Annotated in this window: 11 protein-coding genes; 4 read left to right on the top strand and 7 right to left on the bottom strand. The window is 64.2% G+C overall.

The features are described 5' to 3' along the window. Window positions 1–5: 5 nt before the first annotated feature. The 6 genes from C0R07_RS13510 to C0R07_RS13485 all read right to left on the bottom strand — a co-directional run bounded on the left by C0R07_RS13510 (window position 6) and on the right by C0R07_RS13485 (window position 9,151). Window positions 6–959: a ribokinase gene (locus C0R07_RS13510; protein WP_102789146.1), complete on the bottom strand. Its 954-nt coding sequence runs from the start codon at window positions 957–959 to the stop codon at window positions 6–8. Continuing rightward, window positions 956–2,275 carry a serine hydrolase domain-containing protein gene (locus C0R07_RS13505; protein ID WP_167390378.1) on the bottom strand — a complete coding sequence of 440 codons (1,320 nt, stop codon included), beginning with the start codon at window positions 2,273–2,275 and terminating at the stop codon, window positions 956–958. Before C0R07_RS13505 ends, C0R07_RS13510 begins: the two co-directional genes overlap by 4 nt. A gap of 99 nt (window positions 2,276–2,374) precedes the next feature. Next, entirely contained in the window at window positions 2,375–4,549 is a 2,175-nt protein-coding gene (locus tag C0R07_RS13500; RefSeq protein WP_102789144.1) for a TonB-dependent receptor, read from the bottom strand. A gap of 245 nt (window positions 4,550–4,794) precedes the next feature. Continuing rightward, window positions 4,795–5,676, bottom strand: a complete 882-nt coding sequence (locus C0R07_RS13495) for a LysR family transcriptional regulator (protein WP_102789143.1) — start codon at window positions 5,674–5,676, stop codon at window positions 4,795–4,797. 93 nt (window positions 5,677–5,769) lie between these two features. Then, window positions 5,770–8,208: a sodium:solute symporter gene (locus C0R07_RS13490; protein WP_102789142.1), complete on the bottom strand. Its 2,439-nt coding sequence runs from the start codon at window positions 8,206–8,208 to the stop codon at window positions 5,770–5,772. A gap of 85 nt (window positions 8,209–8,293) precedes the next feature. After that, the gene (locus C0R07_RS13485) at window positions 8,294–9,151 is read right to left on the bottom strand and encodes an HpcH/HpaI aldolase/citrate lyase family protein (protein ID WP_102789141.1); all 858 of its coding nucleotides are present in this window, start codon (window positions 9,149–9,151) and stop codon (window positions 8,294–8,296) included. Window positions 9,152–9,407: 256 nt separating this feature from the next. On the opposite strand from C0R07_RS13485, the gene C0R07_RS20050 reads away from it, so the two are divergent. The 4 genes from C0R07_RS20050 to C0R07_RS13465 all read left to right on the top strand — a co-directional run bounded on the left by C0R07_RS20050 (window position 9,408) and on the right by C0R07_RS13465 (window position 13,103). Beyond that, window positions 9,408–10,445, top strand: coding sequence for a superinfection immunity protein (locus C0R07_RS20050; RefSeq protein WP_217350024.1), 1,038 nt, complete (start codon window positions 9,408–9,410; stop codon window positions 10,443–10,445). A 143-nt stretch (window positions 10,446–10,588) separates the two neighbouring features. Continuing rightward, window positions 10,589–11,608, top strand: coding sequence for a hypothetical protein (locus C0R07_RS13475; RefSeq protein WP_102789140.1), 1,020 nt, complete (start codon window positions 10,589–10,591; stop codon window positions 11,606–11,608). Between the two features lie 213 nt (window positions 11,609–11,821). After that, entirely contained in the window at window positions 11,822–12,583 is a 762-nt protein-coding gene (locus C0R07_RS13470) for a hypothetical protein (protein WP_146027611.1), read from the top strand. Window positions 12,584–12,641: 58 nt separating this feature from the next. Continuing rightward, on the top strand, window positions 12,642–13,103 hold the full coding sequence (locus tag C0R07_RS13465) for a hypothetical protein (protein ID WP_102789138.1): 462 nt from the start codon (window positions 12,642–12,644) through the stop codon (window positions 13,101–13,103). Window positions 13,104–13,455: 352 nt separating this feature from the next. On the opposite strand, the gene C0R07_RS13460 is transcribed toward C0R07_RS13465, so the two are convergent. Continuing rightward, on the bottom strand, window positions 13,456–13,922 hold a 467-nt coding region (locus C0R07_RS13460), incomplete at its 5' end, for an integrase core domain-containing protein (RefSeq protein WP_146027610.1).

Genomic DNA, 13,922 nt, shown 5'->3' with positions numbered 1-13,922 from the left:
GGACATCAGCGCGCGCACGCTGCCGCCAGCGCGGCATGGGCGGCGGCATCGGGAACGCGCGTGGGATCGCCCAGCAGCGCCTGCACCTCGGCGCGGGTGGGAATGCTCGCCTGTGCGCCCAGGCGGGTGCAGGCCAGCGCGGAAGCTGCGGTGGCCGCCAGCAACGCCTCGGCCATCGGTTGATGGTCGGCCAGCGCAGCGATCAGGGCGCCACAGAAAGTATCGCCGGCCGCGGTGGTGTCCAACGGGTCGATGCGGAACCCCGGCTGCAGCAGCACCTCGCCGTTCACCCGGGCCAGGCAGCCACGCGCACCCAGGGTCACGATCACGCAGGGCACCGGCACGCGCGCCAGCCCCGTGGCCAGGTCCGGGGGATGGCCGGCCACCACATCCAGCTCACCTTCGTTGACGATCAGCACATCCAGCAGCGCGAGCAGCGCATCGGACAGGACCTGTGCCGGCGCCGCGTTGAGCGCGACCTTGAGCCCGGCCGCACGGGCGCGGTGGGCATAGGCGGTGATGGTGGGCACGGGGGTTTCCAGCTGCAGCAGCAGCCAGTCCACGCCCTCCAGTGCCGGCAGGTGCTCCTCGCGAAGCCCGAGGTTCGCACCCGGCGCGACCGTGATCGCGTTCTCGGCGGTGTCGGCCAGGCAGATGAAGGCGGTACCGGTGGGCAGCGCAGGATCGCGCACGGTCGACAGGGCCACACCCGCATCGCGCAGGGACGCTTCGATCGGCGCGGCGAAATCATCCTCGCCCACGGCCAGCAGCATCCGTGTCGGCGTACCGCCGGCCCGCGCGCAGGCCACGGCCTGATTGGCGCCTTTGCCACCGGGGAACGTGCTGAAGCCACGGCCCAGCACCGTCTCACCGGGCGCCGGCACATGCGTGGCGCGCACCACGAAATCGAGATTGGCCGAGCCGGCGACAAGGACGGTGGAACGTGTCGCACTACTCATGGGTCTATCGCCTCATCAACGCGGTTGTAGAACGTCGTACTGATGCGCGGCAGATCGTCATTGCCGCCCGGAAGATGCTGCAGCATCAGGATCGCGACCAGGCGGCGTGCCGGGTCGATCGTGTAGTAGGTCGAGGCCGCGCCCGACCAGCCGAACGCGCCGACCGAAGCGGTGCGTCCTTTCAGGGCCGGATCCAGCAACACCGAACCGCCCAGGCCGAAGCCCTCGGCATCGCTGAACTCGGTTACCGGCCGGGGCAAGGCGGTGTGCACCAGCTGGTTCTGCATCATCAGGGCCACGGTGGAGGGTCGAAGCAACTGCACCTCGCCGTAGCGGCCGCCGTCCAGCAGCATCTGCGCGAACCGGCCATAGTCGCCGGCCGTGGAATACAGACCACCGGCACCGCTTGGATACGGCCGGAGCGCACTGCCGGGCACCCGCGCATGCACCTCATCGGCGAGCACCAGATCACCGTGCTCGCCCATGGTGGTCAGCGCCACCACCCGTGCGCGATCGCGCACCGGCACCACGAACCCGGTGTCGCGCATGTCCAGCGGGCCGAACACACGCTGTTGCAGGAACTGCTCGAACGGCAGCCCACCCACCACTTCCACCACGCGCGACAGAACCTCGATCGACGTGCTGTCGTAACGGAAGCGCGTGCCCGGCTCGGTCGCCAGTGGCACGCGGGCCAAGCGCGTGGTGTAGGCGGCCAGGCTGTCCGCGGCCTGCACCTGCTGGTGTTCCAGCAATGCGGTTACCGCCTCGAATCCCTCGCCACCCGCTGCGAAACCAGCGATATGGGTGAGCAGATGTCGTACGGTCAGCGTCTGTGTCACCGGCCGCAGCTGTGGCGCCGCGGCGGTGCCCCCGGCGAAGACCTGCAGACGTGAGAACTCAGGGAGATGGCGCGCCACCGGATCATCCAGATCCAGCCGACCCTCTTCCACCAGCATCAAGGCGGCCACCGAGGCCACCGTCTTGGTCATCGAGTAGATGCGAAAAATGCTGTCACGCTGCATGGGCGTGGCATGCGCCAGGTCCTGCCAACCGTAGGCGGCGTCATGCACGATGCGGCCATCGTGGATCACCAGCGCGACCGCGCCGGTATAGCCCTGGCGGCCGGTCGATTCGTGCAGGAAGGCATCGACTGCTGGCAAGCGCGCCGACGCAGCCGTCGTTTCCGTCTGGCTCGGCGGGTCCGGCAACGACGCCGCGGCCTGTCCCACCGCCAGCATCAGCAACGCGAACACGGCCAGGCGTGCCCGGGGGCGGCAATGACGGGCGTGGGCCGGTCCGTGCGATGGCCAGTACATCCGCTCTCCTGCTGTCGGTGGCGGTAACGTCATGACAGGGTAAGGCAATAAAAACGGACCGGCGCTGCAGTGCCTCGCAGCGCCGGTCCGCGGTGACGGTCAGAACGTGAAGGTATGGGTCAGCGACACCATGCGGCCACGGCCGGAGAAGAAGTTCTGCCAGCCCGGCAGCTGCGACCAGGTCAGCACGTACTGCTTGTCCAGCAGGTTCTCGATGCCCAGCGACAGCTTGCCGTAGGTGCCGGTGTCATAGTTCATGCTGAGATCCCACAGCGCGTAGCCGTAGGTATCCTCGTCATTGCGATACACCGCACCGTTGGACGGATTGACGAAGGTCTCGCGCAGGTCACGGCTGAAGGTACGACTCACGCCCAGCGTCGCGTCGAAGCGATCGTTCGGCGTCCAGGTCAGCGAGGCATTGACCTTGTCCGGCGAGATATCGAGGATGCCCATCTCCTTGTTCAGGCCCGAGCCGTCGTAGTACTGGGTCTGGCCGCGGATCCGCGAGTACAGCAGCGTCGCCTTCCACTGGTCGTTGAAGGTCCAGGCGCTGTTCAGTTCAACGCCTTCGATCCGGGTCGGGGCGCGGGTGAGGATGAAGTCCTCGGTCACCTTGTCCACGGTCAGCGATGAGCCGAACTCGGAGGTCGAGCGGTAAGCCGACATCCCGACCTGGGCCTGCTCGCCGCGCCAGTTGAAGCCCACTTCCTTGTTCTTGGTGATCAGCGGCTGCAGATCGGCGATGCATGCCACTGCCTTGCACGGGCTGTTGGCCTGGATGTTGCGCAACGGGATGCCCACGTTGGCGATACCGAAGCCTTCCGAGTAAGAGGCGAACACCGACCACGCATCGGTGATGCGCCAGATCGCACCGAAGTTGGGCAGGTTGGCCTTGTAGTCGAGCTTGCCGCCCTGCACCGGGGTGAAGTCGCGGTAGGCGGTGGTGGTGTAACCGTCGATTTCCAGCTCACCGTCTTCGCGGCGGATGCCGGCATCCAGCGTCACCGGGCCGATGTCCCAGCTCAGCTGCGCGTACGGCGCCAGGCTGGTGTACTTCATCGGCGGCACCCAGACCCGGTCGGTCAACGCCAGGCGCTGTTCCGCCGCGTCTTCCACCAGGTCCAGGCCGGTGCGCAGGCGCAGGCCCTCCACCGCGAACAGGCCACTGTAGGCATAGGCCGCGCGCAGCCCCTTTTTCTCGGAGTTGATCTCCGACTGGTCCCAGATGCGCTGGTCTTCCGGCGGGGCCGGCTTGACCAGCTGGCGGTCCGTGCCGTTCTCCGGCACATAACGCATCGCCTGTTTCGCCCAGTACAGGTCCACGCTCAGGTCACCGCCGAAGAAGTCGGCATGGGTGTACTTGGCAGCGAACTGTTCGAAATCGTTGAACTCGGCCAGCGAATCCTTGATCGAGCCCTTCTCGGCGGTATTGGTGCTCGGCACCGGGCACTCCACGGCGTCGTAGCGGCAGCCTTCGACCGGGATGTAGTTGTGCTTCCCACCGATATGGAAGTTGCTGTAACTGGCCTGGATGCGCTGCATCTGGCCCTCGCCGAAGTTGTAGCCGCCCTTCAGGAACAGGTTCTTGCTGTAGGAATCGGACAGCGAGCCGGAGGTGTTCAAGCCAACCCGGCGGCCGTCGCCGTCGTAGGCGATGCCGCGATCGATGTAGGCGCCGCTGATCAGGAAGTCGGCCGCATCGCCCTTCAAGGTGTGGGTGATGCCGATCTTGGACTGGCCGCTGTCATCCTTGAACTGGGTGCCGTAACGCGTGCTCACCGTGGTCTGGTGGCCCTCCACTTCCGGATTCTTGGAGAGATAGTTGATGACGCCACCGGCACCGCCGATGCCTTCGGCGGCCGACGGGCCGTTGATGACCTCGATGCGGCCGATCACGCCCATGTCGGTGAACGTGCCGTTGCGGCTGCCTTCGCGCAGCGGGGAGCCCTGCGGCACACCATCGAACAGGCGCAGCGCGACGCGGCCGCGCAGGGTCTCGCCACTGTTGCTCATCGCCTGGGAGGATTCGGAGTAACCGGGCACCATGCGTGCCAGCACGGCCGTGGCGTCTTCGGTCAGGTTGAGGGTGCGCTGCACCTGTTCCTGGTTCACGACGGTCACTGCACCGGGAACCTTCTCGATCGAAATCGGGGTCCGGCTGCCGGTCACGATCACCTGGTCCAGATCGGTGGGCGTCGTGCTCTGCGCCATGGCAGGGCTGATGACACAGGCGAACAGTGCAGTGCTGATGGCCGCGGAAAGTGGCTTGATCATTCGTTTCTCCCCCCCAAAAAAAGGAAATGCGGGACAGCCGGCCGGGGAGCCGTCGCCACCGATGACGCGCGTGGGCTTTCGCCCTTCCGCCGGTCGATGCGGTTCCCTTGCGGGTCTCCACGTCCTGTCCGGCAACGAGGCGAGAGCCTAGGCGCGGCGTCATGGCGATAGAACTGCGCTCAGGTATGTTCAAAGCCTAGGATTTGTTTCGCTTCGCACCGCGCACCGCGCGAAAACCCGTGGTGTCAGCGTTGCGGCTCGGTCAATGCGACGCGCGCTTCCTCCAGCAACACGTTCACCAGGCGGATGCGCACCGACGAACGCGACCAGACCACGCCAATCCGGCGCGGTTCGCTGCACTGCGGCAAGGGAATGCGCACGACATTCAAGCCTTCCGGCCAGGGCTTGGCCCAATCCGGCACCAGTGACACGCCCAGCCCGCGGTCGACCATGACCGCGATGGCGTTGAGTGCATTGAGCTCGAACCGCTCGCGCGGCACGATCCCGGCCTGTCGCAGGTAGTCATCGGCGAGGCGACCGCCCCATTCGTGGCGGTCGTAGCGGATCAACGGCTGCTCGCGCAGCAGCTCGTGCGGGTCACGGCTGCCCAGATGGGCCGGCGCCAGCACCACCAGTGGTTCTTCGCGCAGCTGCTGCCACTTGCAGGTCTTGGGCAGCGCGAAGGGGGCCTGCAGCACCATCGCCGCATCCAGATCGCCAGCCTCCACCGCGCGGTACAGATCGGCCGAGTAGCCCGGTTTGATGAAGACGTTGATCTGCGGGAAGGTCGCCACCATCCGCGACAGGATGTCCGGCAGCAGGCCGGCCAGTGCGGTCGGGCACGCGCCCAGCCGCAGCTCGCCGGCCAGGTCGTTCTCATTGGCCACGCTGCGCAGATCGGCGACCTGGCGCAGCAGGTCGCGCGCCCGCTGCAGGATGCGCGCGCCGTCCTCGGTAACGCTGACGGTGCGCCCGGCACGGGCGATCAGCGGCGCGCCGAGTTCACGTTCCAGCGTGCGGATCTGCTGGGCGACCGCGGCCGGGGTGATATGCAGCGAACGTGCCGCGGCGGCCATCGAGCCGCGGTCCACCACCGTTACGAACGTACTCAGGAACTGGGTTTCCACGGATCACCTCTCAGCGCGTGAGCACGCTACACGACCGACTGGCGCAATGCGATTGGACCAATGGCCCGCGCGCCGGCGCCTCAACGGTGCTGGTCATGGGGCTGCCGCTTCGGCCGGGGTATCGCTGTAGATGGTCAGCCCCTTGAGCGAGCGGGTCGGCGCCGGGAAGAACAGGCTGGCCACGTAGCCGATCACGATGCACAGCAGGATCGAGATCGCCAGATAGAAGTACGGGTGCACCAGGTTCATGCTCCAGCAGATCAGCGTGATCAGGATCGAGCCGGCCACACCGATCGCCACGCCCGGTGCGTTGGCCCGGCGGGTGAACATGCCCAGCGTGTAGGCACCGGCAAAACCACCGCCGAGCAGGCCGGCCAGTTCGATGGAGACATCGAACAGCGAATGGATGTCATAGCGGCTCATCACCAGCGCGATGCCGATGCCGATCAGGCCCACGCCCACGCCGGACCATTCGGCCACGCGCACGGCGGTTTTTTCGTTCGGGTCCTTGACCAGCTTCTGGTAGAAATCCACCGAGACCAGGGTCGAGATCGAGTTGATGATGCTCGACAGGGTCGACATCGCCGCAGCGAAGATGCCGGCGATGATCAGTCCGGTGACGCCGGCCGGCAGCTCGGCGGCGATGAACAGCGGGAAGGTCGCATCGATCGGCAGCAGCGGATTCAGGCGCTCGGGGTTGTTGCGGTAGTACATCCACAGGGCCGTACCGATGCCGTAGAACACGAAGCCACCCGGAATCATGATGACCGCGAAGGTCCAGATCGAGCGTCCGGCTTCCTTGTCCGAACGCGTGGACAGCGCACGCTGCATCAGCACCTGGTCCTTCGGGAAGGTCAGCACCACATCGAACACCACCAGGAAGATGAAGCCCCACACGGTGGCCTTGGTCAGGTCGAAGCTGAAATCGAAAAGCTTGGTCTTGTCTTCCGCGCCGACTGCGTTGAGCAGCTGGGGCAGATCGCCACCCGTCTGCATGAAGATGAACCCGATGGCGAACAGCGCGCCGCCGAACATTACGATCACCTGCACCACGTCGGTCCAGATCACCGCCTTGGAGCCGCCCACGGTGGAGTAGATGATGGTGAACACGCCCATCAGCATGATCGACCAGACCACATCCACGCCGGTGATGGTGGAGATCGCCAGCGCCGGCAGGAACAGGATCACGCTCATGCGGCTGCCGATCTGCATCACGATGCACAGCGCACTGGACAGCATCCGGATCGCCGGATGGAAGCGCGTCTCCAGATAGGAGAACACGCTCATCAGATCCAGCCGACGCAGCAGCGGCACGATCCAGACCGCCACGAACATCAACCCCATCACCGCGATCAGGTTGTTGGTCATGTACTGCCAGTTGGTATCGAACGCTTTGGCCGGGATGGCGATGAAGCTGATCGAACTGGTGTTGGTGGCGTAAAGGCTGATGCCGGCCGCCCAGAACGGAATCGAGCGCCCACCGACGAAGAAGTCCGCCGTGGAGGCGTTCTGGTCCTTGAGATAGAAGTAGAAGCCCATCCCAAGCATGGCCAGCAGATAGACGCCGATCACCGTCCAATCCAGCCAGCGCAGCAGGTGCTTGCCGCCCTGCAGTTCGGCGTACTGGAGCTGGCTGCCGGTGGCGCCCGCGGTGGCCCAGGCCAGTCCGTTGCCCCACGCCGTGACGGCCTGCGGTGCTGCGGCAATCGGCGTGTCCAGTGTCGTCCATGCGTCGGTGATGGTGTGGAAGGTGCGCGCCTGGGTCACGTCGCTGCCGTCGTTCACCAGCATCAGCAGATGTGCCTGGCCCAGCGCGCGCATCGAGCCGGCGATGATCGTGCCGTCCGGCGACGCGACCTGCTGCCAGCTGGCGTCGGCGTTGCGGCGCCACAGCTGATCGGGTTGGCCAGCCACAGCGGTGGCCAGGTAGAGCGCGCCCTTCTGCGCCTGCAATGCGTGCGGTACACCGGAAGCCGGCACCTGCTCAAGATGCTGCCAGGCGGCCGCCGCCCCGCGTCGATACAACTGGGTGACGCCGCCAGCGTCGGTGCCGATCAGGAACAGTGCATCGTTGAACGCCGCTCCCTGGGCGTTGCTCAAGGGCTGCGGCAGCGGCACGGGAGGATCGAGAACCAGCGCGCCGGCGCGCAACGTCAGCGCCTGCAGCGCATCGCTCCTCACGTCCGGCCCGTCCAGCAGGTAGGTACGCCCGGCGATGCTGGCGCTGCCCTTCACCACCCTGCCCGGCGTCGCCGCCGGCACCTTAAGCGGCTCCCACGCGGTGTTGTCCGCACTGAGTGCCCAGCCATGGCCTTCGCTGAGCGCAACGATGCGCCCGTCCACGTGGAGGAGCCCGGCCGCCGATACGGGTGCCGGCAGTGCGGGCAGGCTGCCCGAGCTGACCGTAGTCAGGCTTTCGGCGGCGACCGCGCCACTGCCGGTGAGCAGCACTGCGGCAGCAAGCAGGCGCGCCGAGCGTGCACACCGCCGGACCAAGGACGAGAAGAAGGCGAACGGGACAGGCTTGAGCATGGAATCACCCGGAAAGAGCGCGGCGTGGCCGATGCAGGCCGTCGCGCAGGAATGAGAAAGGGGTCGATGCATCCGGTTGTCGCCGTCAGGCGACCGGAGGAGAGGCCGCGGCCAGGAGGGCCTCGGCACGGCGCAGATACGGCAGGTCGATCATCCGGCCTTCGAACAGGAACGCGCCGTGGCCGTTGCCGGCGGCGCTCGCCGAAGCAGCGACGATCCGGCGGGCCTCCTCAAGCATCGCCGGCGGCACGCTGAAGGTGGCATTGGCCAGCCCCACCTGGCGCGGGTGGATGCAGCTTTTGCCAATGAAGCCCAGCTGCTGGGCGATCCGTGCCTCGGCCAGGAAGCCCTCGGTATCGGTCACGTCCGGGAAGGCGCCATCGCAGGCGAACACGTTGGCTTCGGCCGCGGCAAGGCGCACCGCGAACAGCGTGGCATGCACGTTGCTGAGCTCACGGTGGATGCCATTGGGCGCGAACAGGTCGCCCAACCCGAGCTGCAGGCCGGCCACGCGCGGATGCGCCGTGGCCAGCTCCGCGGCCGTGCGCAGCGCCTTGGGCGTTTCGATGTTGATCAACAGGCCGATCGGGCGCTCCACGCCATTGGCCTGCTCGGCCCGCTCCAGCCGGGCGATCGCGGCCAGCAACTGGGCGACCGATTCGATCTTGGGCAGATTGAGCAGGCTCACGCCGGGCAGTGCCACGGCCGCCAGATCGGCATCGAACTGCGCACTGCTGGTGCCGTTGGTACGCACGATCAACTGCTTGCCGCTGGCCCGGGTGGCCGCGCGCCGCAGGACATCGGCGACGTGGGCACGCGCCTGGGCCTTGCCGGTCTCGGGAACCGAGTCTTCCAGATCGAACGAGAGTGCATCGGCCTGGCTGGCCATGGCTTTGTCGAACAGTTCCGGGCGTGCCCCGGGGACGAACAGCTTGCTACGCATGGTTTTCCCTCATCAACCCGCGCAGTCTGCAGAATTAAAAGCCAGTAAAAAGTGCGGCCCCGGACATTCATTGGATAGTTTTTGTATCGATCGGGGGAGTGCCGATGGTTACGGACCTGCTCGGCTTAAACTGGGCACCTTGATGTCAGCCAGCTTGCCTGCCACACACGGGCCGGATCGACCGCCCGTAGTTCAGCAAGTGTGGGATGACAGCTGGATGGAGACCAGTCGCCGATCTAGGCACCAAGACCGCCGTATGAACGCCCTGGGGGCGCAGATGGGCGCCATCACCCAAGCTGCCACTGCAGCGGCTCAGAACGGCGGGGCTGCGATCGGCCAAGTCAACTTCAACGCGGGTTTGGGTGTTCCGGCGATGGCCGAGGCATTGGCCGAGGGCGATACCCACCTACTGCGCCTGCCCCCTCGACCTTCTTGGGGCCGTATGGGCACTGATCGAGGCGCATGGGATCGTCGTGCCGATGGACGTGCCCGGCGATGGTTCGATCAACTCAACGACTGGCGAGATTGCTGGCGGCACCGGGTCAATGACCCGGTGAGCAACCACAAGAGGGGGCCGACGAGCGACGGCCCTGCGCTGCCTCGCGCACAGTCCACGAACCCGGATTCGGTTCGCCGGCTGGCCAGGCTGCGGGTGGCCTCGTTTGCAGGCCGGGCAAAGGAAGCCGAGCACGCCTATCTGGAAGCAACGGTGCCGGGAGTCAAATACCTGGCCTCCGGACGTACGAGACGGCGGCGTCGATGTCCGTGGCAGACGGGGGGAAGACCAGCCACGGGCCGGGACAGCCTGAGATTTCGGTTCAATGGCCTGCCAACTGCTAATATGCTGCCCCAATGCTCAAAAGGATTTGACATGGTTGCGGTGCGCCTTGCTGTCCTTCTGTTCCTCGTGGCTTACAGCTACTCCATGGGACAGATACCGCCTGACGGCTTGAACCCGTTTGGCAAACTGGTCGCTGGTCTTTTCTTCCTTTTCGCGCCCATGCTCTACCTGCTTCCGTCGTATGAAGCATGGCGCGGAAATCACCACAACTTGATCGGCGTTGTCTTGGTCAACGTGCTCCTCGGATGGACGCTGTTGGGCTGGGTCGTTGGCTTGGTGTGGTCGGTCTTGAAGCCCGCGTCGCCTGCGATGCCGGCCGCAGCACCTGAGGAATCAGACTCCATTTCCCCTCCCCCAGCACGGGCCACAAAGCGGTGCCCGTTCTGTGCAGAAGACGTGTTGTACGAGGCCATCAAGTGCAAGCACTGCGGCAGTGAACTGCCCGCACGCTGACCCGCATCCCCAATGGGTGCGACGTGGCACGGAGCGCATCAGTCCCTCTTAACGCCGGCGGCCGTTGACTGCACGACTGCAAACCTCATTCAAGGCCAAGGTTCGGTAGGCGGCAAATCGGACCACGCAGATCAGAGATCCCCATGTACGTCATGCTTGAGAACAGCAACGATATTGACAAGGCGCAGCGTCAGTTGCGGGCCACACTGAAGGCGCAGTCCGATGGCGTAGTGACCAAGGCCTTGGGTTACGAAGTCGGTGCCCGCCCGGTGCACTCGTTCCAGAGCCAATGGTGGTACTGGACCAGCGAGGGCAACAAGGGCGGCCCCTCGGGTGCGCGTCGATTCAACTGGTTCGGCGCTTACAACGAGGCTGCGGCGGTGAACATCACCGTGGAAATGAACATCGCCTACCTCTCCGCTGCGAAGGAACCAGGCCGGCGCCGGCCAAATGCATTCTTTGCCAAGGACATTCGCAGCGGCCAGATTTATCTCTTCCACACCGGCGTTTTCGGTGGAAGCAAGGCAGGCATCAGTCGGCCTGGCTTCCTCGCACACAGCGGGCTGAAGCCCAAGGTTGTGTTGCGAGCCGAAGGAAAGCAGATCCACGGGATCATGGTGATGCCGATTCAGGGACAGTCTGCGAGTCGAACATGCTTCAACTACGTGCGGGCGGCGGCGGACTACAAAGCCGCTGCACGTGCCGGAAAACTCAAAAGCGCTCGATTCAAAAAACAGGTCTCACGCTGGAGGGACTACTTCATCGAGGCGGGAGGAAGCCGAAAGTTCTTTGTCGGCGGCATGGTTGAGTACAACTCCCGTCACTGGGAAGTGGTCCATGCGCTGAAACTCTGGCGCGACAAGAAAGGCTTCACCAAGGGACAAACGGTCGTGAAGGATCGCTTTGTCGATCTTGCGGTTGCCAAAGGGGAGACGCTGATCGAGGCTTACGAGGTGAAGACCTCCTGCGACCGGACTGACATCTACTGCGCCATCGGACAGTTGATGGTGCATAGCCGTGCGGACGACGACTGTAAGCGCATCTTGGTGCTTCCCATCCATGCAAACCCGTTCGATGGCTTGGCGCCCGTCCTGAATGCGCTGGACATCAGCCTGATCCGGTATCGCTTTGAAATCGACGCTGTGAGACTCCCGGTGAAGTAACGGGCTCGGTGCTCACTCGACCCGTTGCCACGGGCTCGCCCTTCCCTTTCGGCGGTTCACCCCGGTCAGGCACAAGGTTCGGCCAGCTGAGCCCGGTCTGACCGGACAAAGACCCGCTGCAGCCTCCGCCGACGCTCAGGACGATGGGTTGGAGCGTCTGCTCAGGCAAGCAGACAGAGCTACAATCCGCCTCGACCAATGGAGTGGATCACCATGAGCATTCACGAGAAGTTCTACGGCCAAGCAATCAGGGAAGCGGAAAGCGGGGCGCGTCGGGACGACATCTGGGCCAAGGCCTTTGCTGAAGCCGGGGGAAACCCCGCTCGCTCAAAGGCCCTTTACATACAACTGGTGGCCCGACACCTATCTTCTGTAGCAGATGCGTTTGACCGAGAAGAGCGCCGCCAAGCCGTAGCCGAAGCTGCGCTGTACTCCGGTGGCGCGATTGTGAGGATAGGCAAGCGCGTGGCCTACCTGATGTTCCTCTGGGGAACTTGGGCCGTGTTGTCCTTGGCGCTGCTCTCGCTGCTGGGCAACCAAAGCCAAGAACTCTACCGGGCGTTTGTCCAACAGCAAGCGATCAACCTCAAGCTCCCCGAAGACCCGAGCTTTGCCCGTCGGACCTTCTACGATGCCGAAGGAGCTCCGTTCTTGGAGCCGACCCGGCAGGACTACTACAACGTCGCTGTTCTTCAGTCCACCGGACTTCGCAATGCCCCGATTCCAGCCCAGCTCTACGGTGACATCAGGGTATCGGACTTCTACTTCAACTACCCCGAAGCCGCACCTATAATGCTTGCGGGAATCACGAATGCCAACCAACAGTACAGCCAGATGCTTCGATCGAAGCCTGACGTTGGCACGGTCATTTCGGCGGACACGGGCCGCTGGGTGAGCTTATACCTGATCATCGGACTGATCTTCGTCGGCCTCACTTGGGCCGTCATCGCCATGAGCAGGCGACGACCCACCTGACTGTTCGCTTTCGCTGAGCAAAGGCCCCCTACTGCAGGAAGATGGAACTGGACGTCAGATGAAAACCCTTATCGCCCTGCTTGCCGCCGCATCGGTCTATCCCGCCACATCCGTCGCTGCCCCACCTGTCTTCCTCAACTGCCAGCTGACGGTCGCCCCGGACTATCAAGCATTCCGCTCACAAGAGCAGAAGGACGCGTTCGTACTGGAAGTTCTGCAGCGGGGCATCGCGGGCTACTTGCTCCCACCATCCGAAACGTGGATGGTCGACTTCGACAACAAACAAGTCATCGATTTAGAGAACGGCCCCAAAAGCGCTATCAGAGCTGCAGATATCACCGCAGGCATGATCATCGGGGCCGATGGCTACGGCAACCGATTCACACTCAACCGCGTCTCAGGAAGGCTCAAGTTCACCAGATCTTCGGGCATCAACAGCTTCGTGGCCCAAGGCATCACAGTTCCCACAACCTCTACCTGGGAGTTCCAGTGCCGCGCATCGCCTGACCGTGTGATCTGAAAGGCCTCGATAGTCACCGTTTCCCTTGTTGATTCCTCTGTTGGGTTAGAGGTGATGGCACGGCCTCCCACCCGTGGGCTCTGCGATTACCTTTGACTAAAGAAAGTTAAAAAACCGCCGATAGGCCAGGAATCGTTCGTAGAAATGGACTTCGAACTGCGTCCCGAGCATCGGGGTCAGCTGCGAAGATGCGCCCGACTCACCAGGACAGGTTTGAGTGCGTCCGATCTGAGGTCGATTCTTCCCTACCTCTCGGTCAATCACACGCTTGGTTCCTTGGAGTTCAGAATATGCAGAGACGGCATTTGCTACAACCAGATCGACGTCCCCCCGGCCTGAGTAGTGGGCGGGTTTAGAATCCAGTGCTGATGGTATCTTTCTTCGCCGCCAACTGCGCGGCGTGCTGGGCGGGTGTTAATCCGCCAAGCGCTCTTTTGGGCCTTTCTTCGTTGTAGTCGCGCCGCCAGCTTTCGATGCTGGTACGGGCATGAAGCAATGTCGGGAACCAGTGCTCGTTGAGGCATTCATCGCGCAAACGCCCGTTGAAAGACTCCACGTAAGCATTCTGGTTCGGTTTGCCCGGCTCGATCAGACGCAGGGCAACTCCCTTGTCGTGAGCCCAGGCCACCATCGCCTTACCGCAAAACTCCTTGCCGTTGTCTGTCCTGATCACTCGTGGCAAGCCGCGCTGCATGGCCAGTCTGTCCAGCACCCTGGACACACCTTGCCCGGAAATTGCTCGCTCCACTTCGATGGCAACAGCCTCGTGGGTGGCGTCGTCGACGATGCTCAGGCACTTGATCACCCGGCCTTCCGCGG

The sequence above is a fragment of the Stenotrophomonas bentonitica genome, assembly GCF_002887735.1.
Classification (GTDB): Bacteria; Pseudomonadota; Gammaproteobacteria; order Xanthomonadales; family Xanthomonadaceae; genus Stenotrophomonas; species Stenotrophomonas bentonitica_A.
Note: the sequence above shows the minus strand (reverse complement) of the source record. Positions and strands in the feature narration are given on the sequence as shown.

Excerpts from the sequence above, each read along its gene's own strand:
- C0R07_RS13500 (WP_102789144.1), bottom strand. The coding sequence starts at position 4,549 with ATGATCAAGCCACTTTCCGCGGCCATCAGCACTGCACTGTTCGCCTGT.
- C0R07_RS13510 (WP_102789146.1), bottom strand. The coding sequence starts at position 959 with ATGAGTAGTGCGACACGTTCCACCGTCCTTGTCGCCGGCTCGGCCAAT.
- C0R07_RS13470 (WP_146027611.1), top strand. The coding sequence starts at position 11,822 with ATGAGCATTCACGAGAAGTTCTACGGCCAAGCAATCAGGGAAGCGGAA.
- C0R07_RS13505 (WP_167390378.1), bottom strand. The coding sequence starts at position 2,275 with ATGTACTGGCCATCGCACGGACCGGCCCACGCCCGTCATTGCCGCCCC.
- C0R07_RS13490 (WP_102789142.1), bottom strand. The coding sequence starts at position 8,208 with ATGCTCAAGCCTGTCCCGTTCGCCTTCTTCTCGTCCTTGGTCCGGCGG.
- C0R07_RS13475 (WP_102789140.1), top strand. The coding sequence starts at position 10,589 with ATGTACGTCATGCTTGAGAACAGCAACGATATTGACAAGGCGCAGCGT.
- C0R07_RS13485 (WP_102789141.1), bottom strand. The coding sequence starts at position 9,151 with ATGCGTAGCAAGCTGTTCGTCCCCGGGGCACGCCCGGAACTGTTCGAC.
- C0R07_RS13465 (WP_102789138.1), top strand. The coding sequence starts at position 12,642 with ATGAAAACCCTTATCGCCCTGCTTGCCGCCGCATCGGTCTATCCCGCC.
- C0R07_RS20050 (WP_217350024.1), top strand. The coding sequence starts at position 9,408 with ATGAACGCCCTGGGGGCGCAGATGGGCGCCATCACCCAAGCTGCCACT.